Consider the following 14,448-nt stretch of genomic DNA (forward strand, 5'->3'; position numbering starts at 1 on the left):
GGATTAAAACTCCTCGTCAGCTGGTTCTTCACCAGCAAGTGGAATCTCATCGAGGGACTCGACGGTACGAACATCCACATCCTGAGCCCATTCCTCTGGGCGCGCCATGGTCTCGATACCCTCGACCTCAATCAATGGGCAATCCTGGTAGAGACGGTCAAGGCCGTAGAAGTCACGCTCGGTGTTGCGCTGAACATGGATGACCAGCATGCCGTAGTCGAGCAGAACCCAACGGTTCTCGCGGTTGCCTTCGCGACGCTTAGGCTCTTCGCCCTCAGCGGTCAGCCTGTCTTCGATCTCCTCGACAATGGAGCGCACCTGGCGCTCGTTGTCTGCAGAAGCCAAAACGAAGACCTCGCTAATAGCCATCACGTCAGAGACGTCGATAACCGCGATGTTGGTAGCCAGCTTCTCCGCTGCAGCTTTGGCAGCGATCTCGGCCAAGCGAATGGTGTCGTGCGTAGCAGTCACTAAAGATCCTTTCTTATCGTGGCTATTGTTCCACGTTATCGCGGTCAAAAGCTAACCGTGATGCCACCGCACCCGCAGGATTACGCTTCTCATCTACTCCGCTGGGGTGATACAACCGCCGTTTTGCAATGTATTGCACCACTCCATCCGGAACCAAGTACCACACCGGCAGCCCTTCTTTGGCGCGTCGACGACACCCTGTGGACGAAATAGCCATGGCAGGGATCTCGATTAATTCCACGCGATCGTGATACTGCGCAGGCAGCATGTCCTCTTCCAGCACATAACCTGGACGTGTTACTCCCACGAAGGTTGCGATCTCCAACACCTTTTCCCAGTCCCGCCACGTGAGTATCTGGCCTAGGGCATCAGCACCTGTGATGAAGAACAACTCCGAATCGGGGTAGGCGCAGCGCAGATCCCGTAAGGTATCGATGGTGTAGGTCGCACCTGGGCGATCAATATCTACTCGGCTGACCGTAAAACGCGGATTGGAGGCCGTAGCAATGACCGTCATTAAGTAACGATCCTCCGCTGGAGAAACCTCGCGGTCGGCTTTTTGCCACGGCTGGCCAGTGGGAACAAAAACCACCAGTTCCAGATCAAACCGTGCCGCAACCTCGCTTGCAGCAACGAGGTGCCCATGGTGAATCGGATCGAAGGTTCCACCCATGATACCGATGCGGCTGGGTTGGCGTGGCAGTGTCATAACCGTGGAATTCTAGCAGTACACTACGGACGTGTTTGACCCGTGCCCTGAACAATCCACTTCGTGGTGGTCAGCTCCGGCAACGCCATCGGGCCGCGGGCATGCAGCTTTTGGGTAGAAATTCCAATTTCTGCACCCATACCAAACTGCTCGCCATCAGTAAACGCTGTCGACGCATTAATCATCACCGCTGCCGCATCCACACGATCTGCAAAGCGCTGGGCAGTCACAATGTTGCCGGTAGCGATCGCCTCAGTGTGCTTGGCGCTATAGGTGCGAATATGATCCATCGCGGCATCCACACCATCAACCAGCGCACACGCAATATCAAGCGATAAGTATTCCTCTGCCCAATCGTGTTCCTCAGCAGGAACGATTCCCGACGCCCCCACGGCTTCTAGCTGAGCTACATCGCCGTGCACAGTAACACCAGCGTCTTGCAAGGCGGTGATAATAGCCAACTGATCTGCCGGATCCAACGCGGAATCGATCAGCACTGTTTCCGTTGCATTACACACAGAACAGCGACGCGTCTTACCGTTGAGCAACATGGCGATCGCTTGATCTAGATCGCTGACATCCCGATCAATATAAAAATGGCAGTTTCCAGTGCCCGTTTCAATGGCGGGAACCGTCGCATTGGTCACCACGGCTTCGATCAGACCGGCACCGCCGCGCGGGATGACGACGTCGACAAGCCCGCGTGCCGTAATCAAATCCTGAACACTTTCATGCGTCTCACACGGCAACAACTGAACCACTTCATGTGGTAACCCATGGCTTTCAAGCACACGATGCACAACCGCAACCAACGCCGCATTCGAATGCTGCGCCGACTTCGAACCACGCAGCAACGCCACGTTGCCGGACTTCAGTGCTAAGCCGAAAGCGTCGATCGTCACATTCGGGCGGGCCTCATAGACCATGCCCATCACGCCAAGCGGGACACGCACCTTACGCATCTGCATACCATTAGGCATCACGCTGCCGCCTACAACCTCCCCCACGGGGTCACTCAGCGCTGCCACCTGGCGCAAACCGCCAGCAATACCTGCAATGCGGGCGCTATCAAGGCTCAAGCGGTCGATCAAGGCCTCGCTCAGCCCACGCGCGCGCCCTTGGTCAATATCACGTTGGTTCGCGGCAATAATCTCAGCACCTGCGGCCTCTAACGCCGCAGCAGCATCGAGAAGCATCGCATTTTTATCATCGCTGGTCAATTGGGCAACAATCGGCGCTACACGATGGGCGGCACGTGCACATGCCATGACCTGCTCGCGTTCTTGTGAACGTACATCGGCGTTATTCATAAGCATTTACCGTACCTAAAGCTCTACGCACGTGACGCATAATCGGAGAGATAATCAGCGTGAACCACAGGACGCTGCAAACCATCAGGAAGCTGCGCGGTTTGCTTACCCAACATGGTAGAAAGCACCGCGGAATCATAGGCCACCTCGCCGCGACCAATAATTTCACCTTCCGGGCCGAGGATCTCCACGATCTCACCAGCGTGGAAATCGCCAATGACCTCGGTAATTCCCACGGCGAGCAAGGAGTTTCCGCCGGCGGTGACTGCGGCGACCGCGCCGGCGTCGATACGCAATGCGCCGCCAGTATCTGCAGCGTACAGCGCCCAAAACTTCCACGCCGATAGGCGATCATCCTTGGGGTAAAACACCGTACCCACCTCGGCATCGCCCAGCGCCTCGGCCACATAGTCAGCGGAGGTTAGCAAAACGGGCACGCCGCTTCGCGACGCCAACCGCGCAGCCGACACCTTTGACGCCATGCCACCGGTCCCCACAGCACCACCATCGCCAGCGATAACCCCCTTGAGGTCATTGCCGTCACGGACCGCAGAAACAAAACGTGCCGAAAGATCCGAAGGATTTTTGTCATACAGTCCATCAACATCGGACAACAACACCAAGGCATCCGCAGAAACCAGATGGGAAACAATAGCGGCAAGGCGATCGTTGTCACCAAAGTGCATTTCCGACGTAGCAACAGTGTCATTCTCATTGATAATAGGCACTGCATGCAGCAACCGCAGGCGATCAATGGTGCGCTGTGCGTTACGAGCCCGATCCCGCTGGCCTGCGTCCGAAGCCGTAAGCAACACCTGCCCAATGGTGCGATTAAAGCGGGCAAAACTATTGCCCCACGCATTAGCCAAGTGAACCTGCCCCACCGAGGCCGCAGCTTGCTTTGTCGCCAAATCCTTCGGTCGCGTGCTCAAACCCAACGGAGCCATACCAGCGGCCACAGCACCAGAAGACACCACGATCACATCGGATCCACGCTGCATGCGATCTTCTAAAGCCTCCACGATTCGATCAATGCGACCAGGAGAAACCTCATAGTTTTCGCCGGTAAGGGAACTAGAACCAATCTTGACCACGATCCGCTTAGCGTTTCTAATCACGTCGCGCAGATCGGCACTGCTGTGCTGGGCATTCATATCTTGCCATGGTAGAGGTTTTATGGCCCTAGCAACAATGTTCCTAGCCCAAAAACCAATGGGATCCACACCCAAAACAGCACTAAGCCCGCTACCCACATGCGACGCGTGTGTGCACGGTAGGCACACGCTGCACCGATACCCCACCCCAGCAACGGCACCAGCCAAATAAAAGCAGCGCGAACAGAAGTAGGCAACCAGCCTTCAGAGACAGCTCCGAGGAGGAAAACTGTCACGGCCGCACCATACAACGTCCACGCTGCTTGACGCATAATCTAACCTTGCCAGCGATCGCGGTTTGCGGATTCGCGGGTGACCTTCTGGTCATCACCGAAATCGTATTCGTCGATAAGACCACGGCGAACCTGAGACGCGCGCTTACGCTCTTGTGCCGAGACACGTGTATTGCGTTCGAGGCGCATATCGGTACCACGTTCAGACATTTGGACCTCGACACCTGCAGCGGTGGTTGGCTCCCATTCGAAAGACACCTCGCCAATGGTCACGGTGCAGCCTGCGCGTGCACTCTTCTTCCACAAAGCATCCTCCACACCCATGCGTGCGAGGCGGTCCGCTAGGTAGCCCACGGCTTCGTCGTTTTCGAAGTCCGTCTGAATGATCCAACGCTCCGGCTTTTCGCCGACCACCAAGTAGCCGTTTTCTACCTGTGGATCCTCGAGAATCTCAAAGTCCTTGTTCTTCTTACGCGCATCCACAGCCTGCGGGCGAACCACAATTCGCTCTTCCACTTTTTGCTTCGGACGCTTCTTACGCGACTTCTGCACCAAGTCCAGCATGGCGTACTTCAGGGGATCGAGTCCCTTGCGAGCTACAGCGGAGATAATAAAGACTGGCCAGCCGAACTTCTCTTCAATGTCTTCTTTGAGGAACTCTGCAAGCTCGAGCGCATCGGGAATATCAGCCTTATTCAAAATAACGATACGGGCGCGTTCACGCAGATCACCAAGGCTGGTATCTTCATCCAGCGCCGACTGATACGCTGCGAGTTCTTCCTCGAGCGCCTCAATATCGGAGATCGGATCACGACTAGGCTCAAGAGTTGCAGCGTCTACCACATGCGCCAGCACGGCCGTGCGCTCAATGTGGCGCAAGAAGTCCAAGCCAAGCCCCTTGCCTTGGGAAGCACCAGGGATAAGACCAGGAACATCGGCAATGGTAAAGGCATCATTGCCCATATCGACCACGCCGAGATTAGGCTGCAGGGTGGTAAATGGGTAATCGCCGATCTTTGGTTTAGCTGCAGACATCACAGAAATCAGCGAAGATTTACCAGCGCTGGGGAATCCCACCAAACCAATGTCTGCCATGGACTTCAGCTCAAGGATCACATCGTGCTGCTCACCGGGTTCGCCTTTCAGTGCAAAACCTGGGGCCTTACGGGCAGCGGATGCCAGCGCAGCATTGCCTAGACCACCAAATCCACCCTTAGCTGCAATAAAAGTCATGCCAGGCGATGTGAGGTCTGCAAGCGTCTCGCCGGCTTCGCTCATGACGACGGTGCCAGCGGGGACCTCCAGCACGAGGTCTTGGCCGCGAGCACCGTTGCGGTGATCGCCGGCACCGTTGGCGCCACGTTGTGCTTTGAGGTGTGGGCGGTAATGCAGATCGAGGAGGGTATGTGCTTGTGGAGAAACGGTGAGGATAATATCGCCGCCATGTCCACCATTGCCACCATCTGGGCCGCCGAGGGGCTTGAACTTCTCGCGGTGCACAGAAGCACAGCCGTTGCCGCCGTCGCCTGCTTCAAGGTGTAGGACCACGCGGTCTACGAAACGTGCCATTAGTGTTTGTTGCCTTCCTTTATTGCTCCCCGAGGAGCATTACTCGCCCATGTGTGAGTGATAGCTTAGTAAAAAATGCTGAGTAAAAACACAAACACCCAGCCAGCTTCTGACAAATCAGAAATGCTGCCCGGGTGCTGTAAGAGAATTATGTAAGACTTAGGCGTCTACAGTCTCGTTCTCAACAATGTTGACCAAACGACGGTTGCGCTTGGTGATGAACTCAACAGCGCCTGCCTTCAGTGCGAACAGAGTGTCGTCGCCACCGCGTCCGACGTTCTCACCTGGGTGGAACTTGGTGCCACGCTGACGAACGAGGATCTCGCCGGCGTTGACCTGCTGGCCACCGAATCGTTTAACACCAAGGCGCTTTGCCTCAGAGTCACGACCATTGCTGGAGCTTGATGCACCCTTCTTGTGTGCCATGTGGTTTTCCCTCCTTCAGGAAATATGAAGCCGGTGAGGCTTACTTGATGCCGGTGATCTTGAGAACCGTCAACTGCTGACGGTGTCCCTGACGCTTCTTGTAACCGGTCTTGTTCTTGTACTTCAGAATCTTGATCTTAGGGCCCTTAACGGCCTCTACGATCTCAGCGGTGACGCTCACCTTAGCGAGGTCAGCTGCCTTGGTGGTTACATCTGCGCCATCGACGAGCAGAATCGGGGTGAGAGCCACGGACGAACCCGGCTCACCCTCGATCTTCTCGACCTTGACGAAGTCACCTTCGGCAACCTTGTACTGCTTGCCGCCGGTCTTGACGATCGCGTACATACGAGGGCTACCCCTTATCTATACTCGGCTCAGTTTGTAGACATTGTGCCCACAAAACTGAATTGGACTTACGTTTTTACATTTGCGTTTTAAGCGTCAAGCACATGCGGCTATCCGTCCTAAAACAGCGACTGTCAAAGACTACCCTTTAACACACACGAAAGACAAACTGAGTTAACGGCGCGGTGCGCGTCGTGAAGCTCGACGACGTCCCCGACCGCCCCGAGATGGCGCAGAAACCTCACGTTTGTCCTCCACTACCGGCTCCGTTTGCGCAGGCTGAGGGGCCATTTTCTTACGCACAGCACGTCGGCGCCCGCGGGAGGATTCAACAGTTTCCGTTGGCGCTACTACCTCGGGGGTAGTCTCCACAACAGTGCGTCGCACCGCGCGTCGACGACCACGCGAGCTTACTTTCTCCACCACAATCTCAGGCTCTGGCTCCGGCTGAGGCTCTGGTTTTTCAAAGTCTGCCTTGCGCGGTGGAACATCCGAGACGGAGTTGCCACGAGTCTTACGCTTACGACGCGGGGATCGCTCGTACTCTGCCACGGCCTCGGCATAGGTCTGTGGCTTTTCTTCTAGCGGCAAATAGTCCGATCCAGAAGGCTCGTCGGGATCCTCCTGATAAGCGCGGTCCAGTGCTGCACTGACAATGTTCATAACGTCATCGTCGGCAGGTGCTGGTGCCACTTCAGGCTCTGGCTGCGAATCGTCATCGATAACCACGGCTGCTACGAGGTCTTCGATGCTGACCTTCTTTTTCTCCTCGTGCATGACAACAGCCGCCGGATGCTCGGTGGCAGCGTGGTTCTTGTTCTTCTTGCGTTCGCTGCGGGCACGGTACGACTTCTCCATAGCCACATCGGCATCGCGCTGCTCGACGGGGTCGTCGTGGATAATTACGCCACGGCCTTCGCAATGGGGGCATTCGGTAGCAAAGGTTTCGAGCAATCCGGTGCCCAAGCGTTTGCGGGTCATCTGGACGAGGCCTAACGACGTCACCTCGGATACCTGGTGGCGCGTCCGGTCGCGTCCTAGCGCCTCGGTGAGGCGACGCAAAACCAAGTCTTGGTTTTCAGGCAAGACCATGTCGATAAAGTCGACGACGATCATGCCACCCAAGTCGCGCAGACGCATCTGGCGAACGATCTCTTCTGCAGCCTCAAGGTTATTCTTGGTGACAGTTTCTTCAAGGTTTCCACCGGCACCAGTGAACTTGCCGGTGTTCACGTCGATCACCGTCATGGCTTCGGTGCGGTCGATCACCAAGGTGCCACCGGATGGCAGCCATACCTTTCGTGACAGCGCTTTTTTAATCTGCTCGTTGACACGGTGCACCTCAAATGCGTCACGTCCCTCATGTTGGCTGCGATCAAAGCGCACCAAACGGTCGAGAAGATCTGGGGCAACCGACTGAACATATGCATGAACCGTGTTCCATGCACGATCACCATCGATGACCAAGGAGGTGAAATCCTCGTTAAAGAGATCACGAACCACCTTGACCAGTATGTTGGGCTCTTCGTACATGGTTACTGGCTTGGCACCCTTGGAAGCTTTTTCTTCTTCGGTGCGCTGTTGAATCTTGTCCCAAAGTTTGTGCAAGCGGTTGACGTCTGCGCCGATCGCCTCTGCAGAAACGTTTTCGGCTGCCGTGCGGATAATCGCACCGCCATCGTGAGGAACAACCTCTTTGAGGATTTCCTTCAGGCGCTTACGCTCAGGAGCTGGAAGTTTACGAGAAATACCCGCTGTACGTCCGCCAGGAACGTACACCAAGTAGCGCCCCGCGAACGAAATCTGGGTGGTAAGGCGAGCACCTTTGTGCCCGATAGGATCCTTAGCAACCTGGACGAGCACCTGATCGCCGGATTTCAGGGCTTGCTCGATACGACGTCCACGGCCGCCTAGGCCTGCAGCGCGCCAATCGACCTCACCGGCGTAGAGCACACCGTTGCGACCTTTTCCGATGTCGATGAAAGCTGCCTCCATGCTTGGCAGCACATTTTGTACGCGGCCAAGATAGATGTTGCCGATCATCGAGGCTTGCGCCTCGCTAGTAACAAAGTGCTCAACGAGCATGCCATCTTCAAACACACCTACTTGGGTCACCAAGCCGTGAAGATCAACGCGATCACGTTCGCGTACCACCATCGTGCGTGTGACCGATTCACGTCGAGCTAAGAATTCCGCCTCGGAAACAATATGGCGCTTCTTTTTCGACTCTTCACGCAATTCTGCGCGGCGACGACGCTGCGCCTCCAAACGAGTGGAGCCTTTAATTCCTACTGGCTCGGTGATTTCTTCTGCTTCCACAGTCTCAGTTGAGTCGTCTGCACCCTTGCCACGACCAGCGCCACGACGACCGCGACGGCGACGCTTAGCGTGCGTGGAGTCGTCGTCAGTGTCTTCTTCCCCATCCTCGTCATCGTCTGATTCTTCAGGCTCATCGTCAACGACCGTGGGAGCAATAAACAGCGGAACACTATACGACACAGCCGCTGGCGCGGGAGCCGACTCCGATTCTACGTCTTCCAGCGGCTCTGCTTCTTTTTCCTGCTCGATAACATCATTGAGATCCTCAATCACCGTCGAACGCTGGCTAAGCTCGCGCTCAACCTGCTGCTTAATCTGCTCGACCTCGTTATCTACGTTCTTTTCCACGCGGTAGCGCAGCTTCGCTTCCTCAGAATCCGCTACACCATGATCGTTCGCTGCTGCTTCTTCCAGATCACGATTAACCTTGGCTTCGATCTGCGCAATCTCATTTTCCACGTTCTTTTCCACGCGGTAACGCAACTTCTCATCCACTTCCGGTTGCGCTGGAACGAAAGAGTCAAGCAGCTGATTAGCTTCTTGGTTACTCAACGTCGACTGCGCCACCTTGCGCAGACCCAAAGTGGCCAACTTCGCAATGAGTTCTTTCGAGGTTGTTCCGAGTTCTTTAGCCAAGATGTGCACACGGATTTTTTCGCCGATCATCGAGCGATCTAATGCAGCTACCGCTTGACCAATCGGCAACGATACAGCTTGGTTTTTGGTTGTTTTCTTGGACTTTTCAGCCACAGAACTTTTCTCCTGATACTTCTCACCCACAGCAGTTGATGATCCGGGCGCTGATGCTCTCTTCAGAGGCACCGCCGCCGCACAGACATCTCGAACAGCTCGTGGTTTTTTGATGTTTAGTTGTAAAAATCTCGGTGTTTATCACAGTGAGCTTGTCTCGCTGATGTCATACCAACTATCTATTGTGGCACATCGGTGACGAAAAGTTCAGGCATGCTTGCTCACATAGCGAAGAGGGAACATGCACGGGGGTGTGCATGCTCCCTCAAAGTAAGTGTTTTTACAGGTTAGGGAACCAGATGGAGATCTCACGCTCGGCGGACTCTGGGGAGTCAGAACCGTGAACCACGTTGGTGGAAACCTCGAGAGCGAAATCGCCGCGGATGGTACCTGGGGTTGCCTTGGCAACTGGGTCGGTGCCACCAGCTAGTTGGCGCCATGCCTCGATAGCGCGTGGGCCTTCAACAACACCAGCGATCAATGGTGCGGAGGTGATGAAGTTCACCAGCTCACCGAAGAATGGCTTGTCAGCGTGCTCTGCATAGTGCTTCTCAGCAGTCTCGCGGTCTGCAACGCGCAGGTCAAGAGCGGAGAATTTCAGGCCTTTGCGTTCGATGCGGGCGATGATTTCGCCTATAAGGCCGCGCTCAACACCGTCTGGTTTGATCAAGATCAGGGTACGTTCAGTCATGACTGGATAGTGTAGCCAACGCAATCGTGGCGTTTATAATCACACTTCTTGTCCGGCTCCCCCAACGGGTCTAAGTTGTTGACATGGACTATATTTTTAGGAAGTCAACCGAATCCGATCTCGATGGCATTGCCAACATTTTAGGTCGCGCCAAAAACACTGATCTTTCCCAGCAGAACGCGCCAAAGCTGGTTTTGTCCAAGGCGCCATGACGCGACAATCCCTAGGCGAACGCCTAGCACGCCCGCATTTCGACACAATTGTGGCCGTCGATAAGCCCGATACCATTGTGGCAACCTGCCTCTACGCCCCCTGCCCCCGCAACACACAAGCAGACCACCCCACTGCTGGAGTAGCACGCGTAGTTGCCGATAGCGACCTTACAGCCAGCAACATTCTCATGTTTGGCCCGATGGCCGTCGACCCCCCGCCTACATCGCTGCAGCATCCATCGATCACACGGTCACAACCCGACCCGCACCTAAACAGCCCCGCCGCAACAACCCCGCGCGACTGGGACACTCGCCACATCCGTCAATGGGCCAAAGACAACGGATACGACATCGCTGACCGTGGCATACTTCCCCAAAAGGTCATCGATGCCTACAACGCCCGCGCCTAGTAAAAGGTCATTTTTAGGCAAGTGAATCTTCGATTCACGCGGCAGCCAGACGAGCACAGTGAGGCGGGAGAAACCCCACCAACCTCCACACCCATCACAAACCACCTAGATCCACATGCTAGACCGATCACGAACCTTGAAATAACCCACCGACGACCCATTTGACACAGTCCCAACCACACCCCAGTACGCAGTCATGCCCTCTAGCGGTCGTGACCGCATTACCGCTAACCGTCCTGCGGTAGTGCCCGCTTAGTAGGAAGCCCCATCCCACCAGCACTACTTGAAACACCTCAGGTTTTGCTCCGCTTGAGTAGATGGGAAATCAGAACTATGCCCAAGAAATTTGGTCAGGATGCGAAGCATCGCGTGGTCCGACTCGCGGAGGATCGGATCCCGGCCTAGGAACAAAACCTGGGGCACTTCAGATTGGCTTCCATCGAAGAAGGACATCTCTGTATTTGTTCTGGATTTGAATAGAGACGAAGTAGAGCGGGACTCGACTGAAAACTTATTTGGCAATAGGACTAGCCCTACGGGAAAACTTAGCCTCAATGGCTATAGCTTAACAGAGCGAAATATTCTCAATCCTATTGGTGACGGACTGAAAATAATCTATGACACGATTTGCTTGGATCGTTTATTGTATGGGGTTGTTGCAGTGCCGTTTCTGACCTACATAAAAGACCGTATGCTTTCCTTTTCCACGGAACGCATTGCTTTTAGTGAGCCAATTGAGAACTACCAATATGTTCAAGAACGTATCGTTCGCGCTGAAACTAATGCTGTCAGTGTTGAAGCGGTCGCGCGACATGCCCTGGATGAAATGCAAAACGAATCCACTCAATCGTCAATGGTAAGTTCGATGGCGAAAATGATCGGGGCGGAAGCGCTCCTTGAATCGTCGCAGGACTTGTTGCGTCTTCTTGGTCATACTGGTTATGAGACTGGTGAGGTGACAAAACTGCTGTCCGATGCCCACGGCGTAGTAATCGCTGGAGGGACAGTAGAGATGCAAAAGAAGAATATCTTCACCCAGATAAAGAAAGGGGCTGCCTGATGTCGACTATCGAATACTCTGTAGAGGAAAAAGACTTAGCTACCAACTGGAGAAATGACCTTCCGGTTGTATCGACTCCAGTTTTAGTGTGGCTTTGTGAAATTGCGGCAATGGATGAGCTCTCACATTCTCTTGGCGTAGATATTTTTACAGTAGGGTTTTCTCATGAGTGTAAGCACGTGGGGCGTGCGGCAGGGGAGCTCGATTAAAGGCAAGTGCCTCCCTGCTTGATTCAGATGGAGCAACGTTTTCGTTTGATTGCTCCGTGTATCACAACAGTCAGCTTTTGATGAAGTCTATTCATACAAGAAAAAAGGTGGTTAAGGAGAAAATCCTAGATGAGTTATCCCACACATAATCAATTGGCATGGTCGATATTGACAGTACTAACGCGCCTTGTCGTAACTACGCTCCCCATGGTGGCAGTGGTTGGAACTGCTGCCGTCGGGAAAAGTTATGTAGCTGGAGGTCTTATCTCCGGTGGCTATGCCGCAGGAGAAGCTGCTGGCGCAGTATTTCTCACACATCGATTAACGCAGGGGGCGATTCATCGTCAGTTACGGTTGATATGCTGGGCAAGCGCTGTACTTCTGATTGCAGCGGGCGTGATTCTATGGCTTGCACCTGATTGGTGGTTATTTTCTGCTGTTTCGATTTTGGTTCTTGGGTTCATTTCCTCACCGATCCCTGGCGTGCTTAGATCATCTGCTACTCAATCTAGTACTAGCTCGCAACGCATCCTTGCCACTGACAATGTCATAAATCAAACATGCTGGGTATTGGGGCCAATTGTAGGTGTGATGATGGTCCATCATCTAAGCACTTTTATTGCCTACCTATCCTTAGCCTCGTTAATGCTACTATCTAGTCTTTTGCTGTCTGTAGCGGTTCCGAGTAGCTATCGACATCAGACAGGGAAAGAAGGAAGAGTAGACTTCCGTCCTATCGCTGTTCCTATTGTCGCGTCTGGTGTCATTATGGCTGTTACTGCAGCCTTTGATACCTTAGTCCCTAGCTTACTGCATCAGTGGTTTGGTTCTGATGAGAAGACAAGCTTCGTTCTAGCCATACTGGCTCTTGGAAGTGTTCTAGCTTCGACGTTGTTTGGCATTAAGAAGAAATGGTCACGACCGGAAACGTTTGCAATGGTGTCGACCCTTTTCATGATTGCTTTATTGGGAATAGTGGGAAGCCTCCCCTCCTATTTCTCTCTTCTTGCTATTGCAGCGCTAATAGGGGTTGTTCAAGCGCCTTCAATGGTATTAAGACAAGTTATTGTCTCGAATTCGGTGTCTGACAAGCGTAAGGCTGCTGCTTTTTCCTTTCTTTATGCGGCTGGCGGCGTAGGGTATTCCTTGTCAGCAGCGGTGACCCCTTGGAGCGCGCAAGCGTTCTCTGCTCAGTCTGCATCAGTTATTATCGCAGCACTGTGTCTTGCTGCCCTTTGGGGCGCTGCCCGTATTCAAAGATCCTCGGATAAAGATGATGCTCTTTAGAGAGGTGGTTGTATGAAAAGCCGTGGCTCTAGGTGCGTATGAGATGAATCCCATTTATGCTTTTATGTTTTCGGCAGTGCCTAGATGACCGCCAGGGGTGGTTATCTGACTACCGTTATCATTAACACCCATCCATGGGCTCAAATACCGATACAAAGTACTGCGCCTCACCCCAAGGCGACGTGCAATCTCTGCTTTTGGGACCCCCTCGGCAACCCACCGCCGGTCCTGTTCAACCTGGCTGGCATCTAAAACCGGAGCTCGCCCTTTATACACCCCACGCGCCTTCGCCTGCGCAATCCCCTCAGCTTGTCGCTCGCGGATAATCGCCCGCTCAAACTCGGCAACGCTACCCAACAGGCCCAGCATCAACCGCGACACCGGCGATGAGTCCTTCGAATAGGTCTGCACCTCTTTTAGAAACACCACCGACACTCCACGCCCGACAAGGCCATCAACAATGCCATACAGGTCAGATAGCGATCGTGCGCACCGATCCATCGACGTCACAATCAACTGATCACCCTCACGGACATAACGTAAGGCCTCCTCTAGCCCTGGACGGGCACGCGTCGCCCCACTGACCTCATCCGTGAAAATCCGATGGACCTGACCTCTGTTTGGTAGACATCTAGATTCTCGACCGTTCAGGCTAGGAGAAAAGATATTCTACCTACTATGTCTAAGTTCTATTCTGAGCAATTCAAGCGTAACGCCGTTGCTCTCTATGAAAACAATGAGAACTTGTCTCTGGCTGCTGCCGCCGCCGAACTGGGGGGGTCAACCGTGCTTCATGACACCAGTGGAAGATAAGAACTCGGCACTGGTAAGAGGACCCACATGATCGAGACTAAAGCCCAAGCAGAAGCAACCTCCGACGCAAAACGTATACGTGCATTGGAAAAAGAAAACGCAAAGCTGCGCGAACAACGAGATAATTGTGCGTAAGGCTGCGAAATATTTCGCCGAAGAGACACACTGGTGATCGGCTTCCAGTTTGTCGAGGACCACAAGACCGAGTACTCGGTCAAGCGGATGTGCACCGTTTTAAAGCTCACACGTTCATCGTTTTATACATGGAAAGCCACACAAGCCCGCCACACATCACGTATCTACGCAGACGGTGTACTTAGAGCCCGTATTGCCGCAGTCTTTGCTGAAGAAGACGAACTGTATGGCGCACAACGCATCACTGCTTCACGGTTGCGTCCGCTAGTGTGGTGTATCTGTAACCCGTTGTAAGCCTCGTGCCGGTGCACAATAAGGCGACCACCGCGGGTACCTTTCGAATC

Annotated in this window: 16 protein-coding genes and 1 pseudogene; 6 read left to right on the forward strand and 11 right to left on the reverse strand. The window is 54.0% G+C overall.

All coding sequences use genetic code 11. From position 1 onward, the window contains the following. Window positions 1-3 precede the first annotated feature (3 nt). The 10 genes from rsfS to ndk form a co-directional block, all read right to left on the reverse strand. The gene (gene rsfS, locus ABMV07_RS10200; protein ID WP_088267384.1) at window positions 4-471 is read right to left on the reverse strand and encodes a ribosome silencing factor; all 468 of its coding nucleotides are present in this window, start codon (window positions 469-471) and stop codon (window positions 4-6) included. 22 nt (window positions 472-493) lie between these two features. Further along, window positions 494-1,180 carry a nicotinate-nucleotide adenylyltransferase gene (nadD, locus tag ABMV07_RS10205; protein WP_088267383.1) on the reverse strand — a complete coding sequence of 229 codons (687 nt, stop codon included), beginning with the start codon at window positions 1,178-1,180 and terminating at the stop codon, window positions 494-496. 23 nt (window positions 1,181-1,203) lie between these two features. After that, entirely contained in the window at window positions 1,204-2,496 is a 1,293-nt protein-coding gene (locus ABMV07_RS10210; RefSeq protein ID WP_374064577.1) for a glutamate-5-semialdehyde dehydrogenase, read from the reverse strand. Between the two features lie 17 nt (window positions 2,497-2,513). Continuing rightward, entirely contained in the window at window positions 2,514-3,644 is a 1,131-nt protein-coding gene (proB, locus tag ABMV07_RS10215; protein ID WP_162495018.1) for a glutamate 5-kinase, read from the reverse strand. Between the two features lie 20 nt (window positions 3,645-3,664). Beyond that, window positions 3,665-3,916 (reverse strand): hypothetical protein, encoded by a 252-nt coding sequence (locus ABMV07_RS10220; RefSeq protein ID WP_197692951.1) that lies wholly within the window; start codon window positions 3,914-3,916, stop codon window positions 3,665-3,667. Window positions 3,917-3,919: 3 nt separating this feature from the next. After that, entirely contained in the window at window positions 3,920-5,446 is a 1,527-nt protein-coding gene (gene obgE / locus ABMV07_RS10225; RefSeq protein ID WP_374064579.1) for a GTPase ObgE, read from the reverse strand. Between the two features lie 159 nt (window positions 5,447-5,605). Then, window positions 5,606-5,872, reverse strand: a complete 267-nt coding sequence (gene rpmA / locus ABMV07_RS10230) for a 50S ribosomal protein L27 (protein ID WP_003852453.1) — start codon at window positions 5,870-5,872, stop codon at window positions 5,606-5,608. Window positions 5,873-5,912: 40 nt separating this feature from the next. Further along, entirely contained in the window at window positions 5,913-6,218 is a 306-nt protein-coding gene (gene rplU / locus ABMV07_RS10235; RefSeq protein ID WP_003852455.1) for a 50S ribosomal protein L21, read from the reverse strand. 174 nt (window positions 6,219-6,392) lie between these two features. After that, entirely contained in the window at window positions 6,393-9,287 is a 2,895-nt protein-coding gene (locus ABMV07_RS10240; protein ID WP_374064581.1) for a translation initiation factor IF-2 N-terminal domain-containing protein, read from the reverse strand. A gap of 280 nt (window positions 9,288-9,567) precedes the next feature. Beyond that, window positions 9,568-9,978 (reverse strand): nucleoside-diphosphate kinase, encoded by a 411-nt coding sequence (gene ndk, locus ABMV07_RS10245; RefSeq protein WP_014307184.1) that lies wholly within the window; start codon window positions 9,976-9,978, stop codon window positions 9,568-9,570. 208 nt (window positions 9,979-10,186) lie between these two features. Here ndk and ABMV07_RS10250 point away from each other — a divergent pair, with 208 nt between their 5' ends. From ABMV07_RS10250 to ABMV07_RS10265, 4 genes are all read left to right on the forward strand, one after another. Further along, window positions 10,187-10,600, forward strand: coding sequence for a histone-like nucleoid-structuring protein Lsr2 (locus ABMV07_RS10250; RefSeq protein WP_374064582.1), 414 nt, complete (start codon window positions 10,187-10,189; stop codon window positions 10,598-10,600). 472 nt (window positions 10,601-11,072) lie between these two features. Beyond that, on the forward strand, window positions 11,073-11,660 hold the full coding sequence (locus ABMV07_RS10255; protein WP_229254877.1) for an acyl-CoA dehydrogenase family protein: 588 nt from the start codon (window positions 11,073-11,075) through the stop codon (window positions 11,658-11,660). Then, window positions 11,660-11,869 (forward strand): thioesterase, FlK family, encoded by a 210-nt coding sequence (locus ABMV07_RS10260; protein ID WP_374064583.1) that lies wholly within the window; start codon window positions 11,660-11,662, stop codon window positions 11,867-11,869. The genes ABMV07_RS10255 and ABMV07_RS10260 overlap by 1 nt, the downstream gene beginning before the upstream one ends. Window positions 11,870-11,998: 129 nt before the next feature. Beyond that, window positions 11,999-13,156 (forward strand): MFS transporter, encoded by a 1,158-nt coding sequence (locus ABMV07_RS10265; protein WP_088267375.1) that lies wholly within the window; start codon window positions 11,999-12,001, stop codon window positions 13,154-13,156. A gap of 54 nt (window positions 13,157-13,210) precedes the next feature. Here ABMV07_RS10265 and ABMV07_RS10270 read toward each other — a convergent pair whose 3' ends face one another. Next, window positions 13,211-13,822: a recombinase family protein gene (locus ABMV07_RS10270; RefSeq protein WP_374065022.1), complete on the reverse strand. Its 612-nt coding sequence runs from the start codon at window positions 13,820-13,822 to the stop codon at window positions 13,211-13,213. Between the two features lie 12 nt (window positions 13,823-13,834). On the opposite strand from ABMV07_RS10270, the gene ABMV07_RS10275 reads away from it, so the two are divergent. After that, window positions 13,835-13,969, forward strand: a complete 135-nt coding sequence (locus ABMV07_RS10275) for a hypothetical protein (protein WP_374065039.1) — start codon at window positions 13,835-13,837, stop codon at window positions 13,967-13,969. A gap of 84 nt (window positions 13,970-14,053) precedes the next feature. Beyond that, a pseudogene (locus ABMV07_RS10280) lies at window positions 14,054-14,252 on the forward strand (IS3 family transposase); the annotation flags it as partial. Window positions 14,253-14,448: the final 196 nt, after the last annotated feature.

This window comes from Corynebacterium belfantii (assembly GCF_041898185.1).
GTDB lineage: Bacteria > Actinomycetota > Actinomycetes > Mycobacteriales > Mycobacteriaceae > Corynebacterium > Corynebacterium belfantii.

Excerpts from the sequence above, each read along its gene's own strand:
- ABMV07_RS10210 (WP_374064577.1), bottom strand. The coding sequence starts at position 2,496 with ATGCTTATGAATAACGCCGATGTACGTTCACAAGAACGCGAGCAGGTC.
- proB (WP_162495018.1), bottom strand. The coding sequence starts at position 3,644 with ATGAATGCCCAGCACAGCAGTGCCGATCTGCGCGACGTGATTAGAAAC.
- ABMV07_RS10250 (WP_374064582.1), top strand. The coding sequence starts at position 10,187 with ATGACGCGACAATCCCTAGGCGAACGCCTAGCACGCCCGCATTTCGAC.
- nadD (WP_088267383.1), bottom strand. The coding sequence starts at position 1,180 with ATGACACTGCCACGCCAACCCAGCCGCATCGGTATCATGGGTGGAACC.
- ABMV07_RS10275 (WP_374065039.1), top strand. The coding sequence starts at position 13,835 with ATGTCTAAGTTCTATTCTGAGCAATTCAAGCGTAACGCCGTTGCTCTC.
- rplU (WP_003852455.1), bottom strand. The coding sequence starts at position 6,218 with ATGTACGCGATCGTCAAGACCGGCGGCAAGCAGTACAAGGTTGCCGAA.
- ndk (WP_014307184.1), bottom strand. The coding sequence starts at position 9,978 with ATGACTGAACGTACCCTGATCTTGATCAAACCAGACGGTGTTGAGCGC.
- ABMV07_RS10260 (WP_374064583.1), top strand. The coding sequence starts at position 11,660 with ATGTCGACTATCGAATACTCTGTAGAGGAAAAAGACTTAGCTACCAAC.
- rpmA (WP_003852453.1), bottom strand. The coding sequence starts at position 5,872 with ATGGCACACAAGAAGGGTGCATCAAGCTCCAGCAATGGTCGTGACTCT.
- ABMV07_RS10265 (WP_088267375.1), top strand. The coding sequence starts at position 11,999 with ATGAGTTATCCCACACATAATCAATTGGCATGGTCGATATTGACAGTA.
- ABMV07_RS10220 (WP_197692951.1), bottom strand. The coding sequence starts at position 3,916 with ATGCGTCAAGCAGCGTGGACGTTGTATGGTGCGGCCGTGACAGTTTTC.
- obgE (WP_374064579.1), bottom strand. The coding sequence starts at position 5,446 with ATGGCACGTTTCGTAGACCGCGTGGTCCTACACCTTGAAGCAGGCGAC.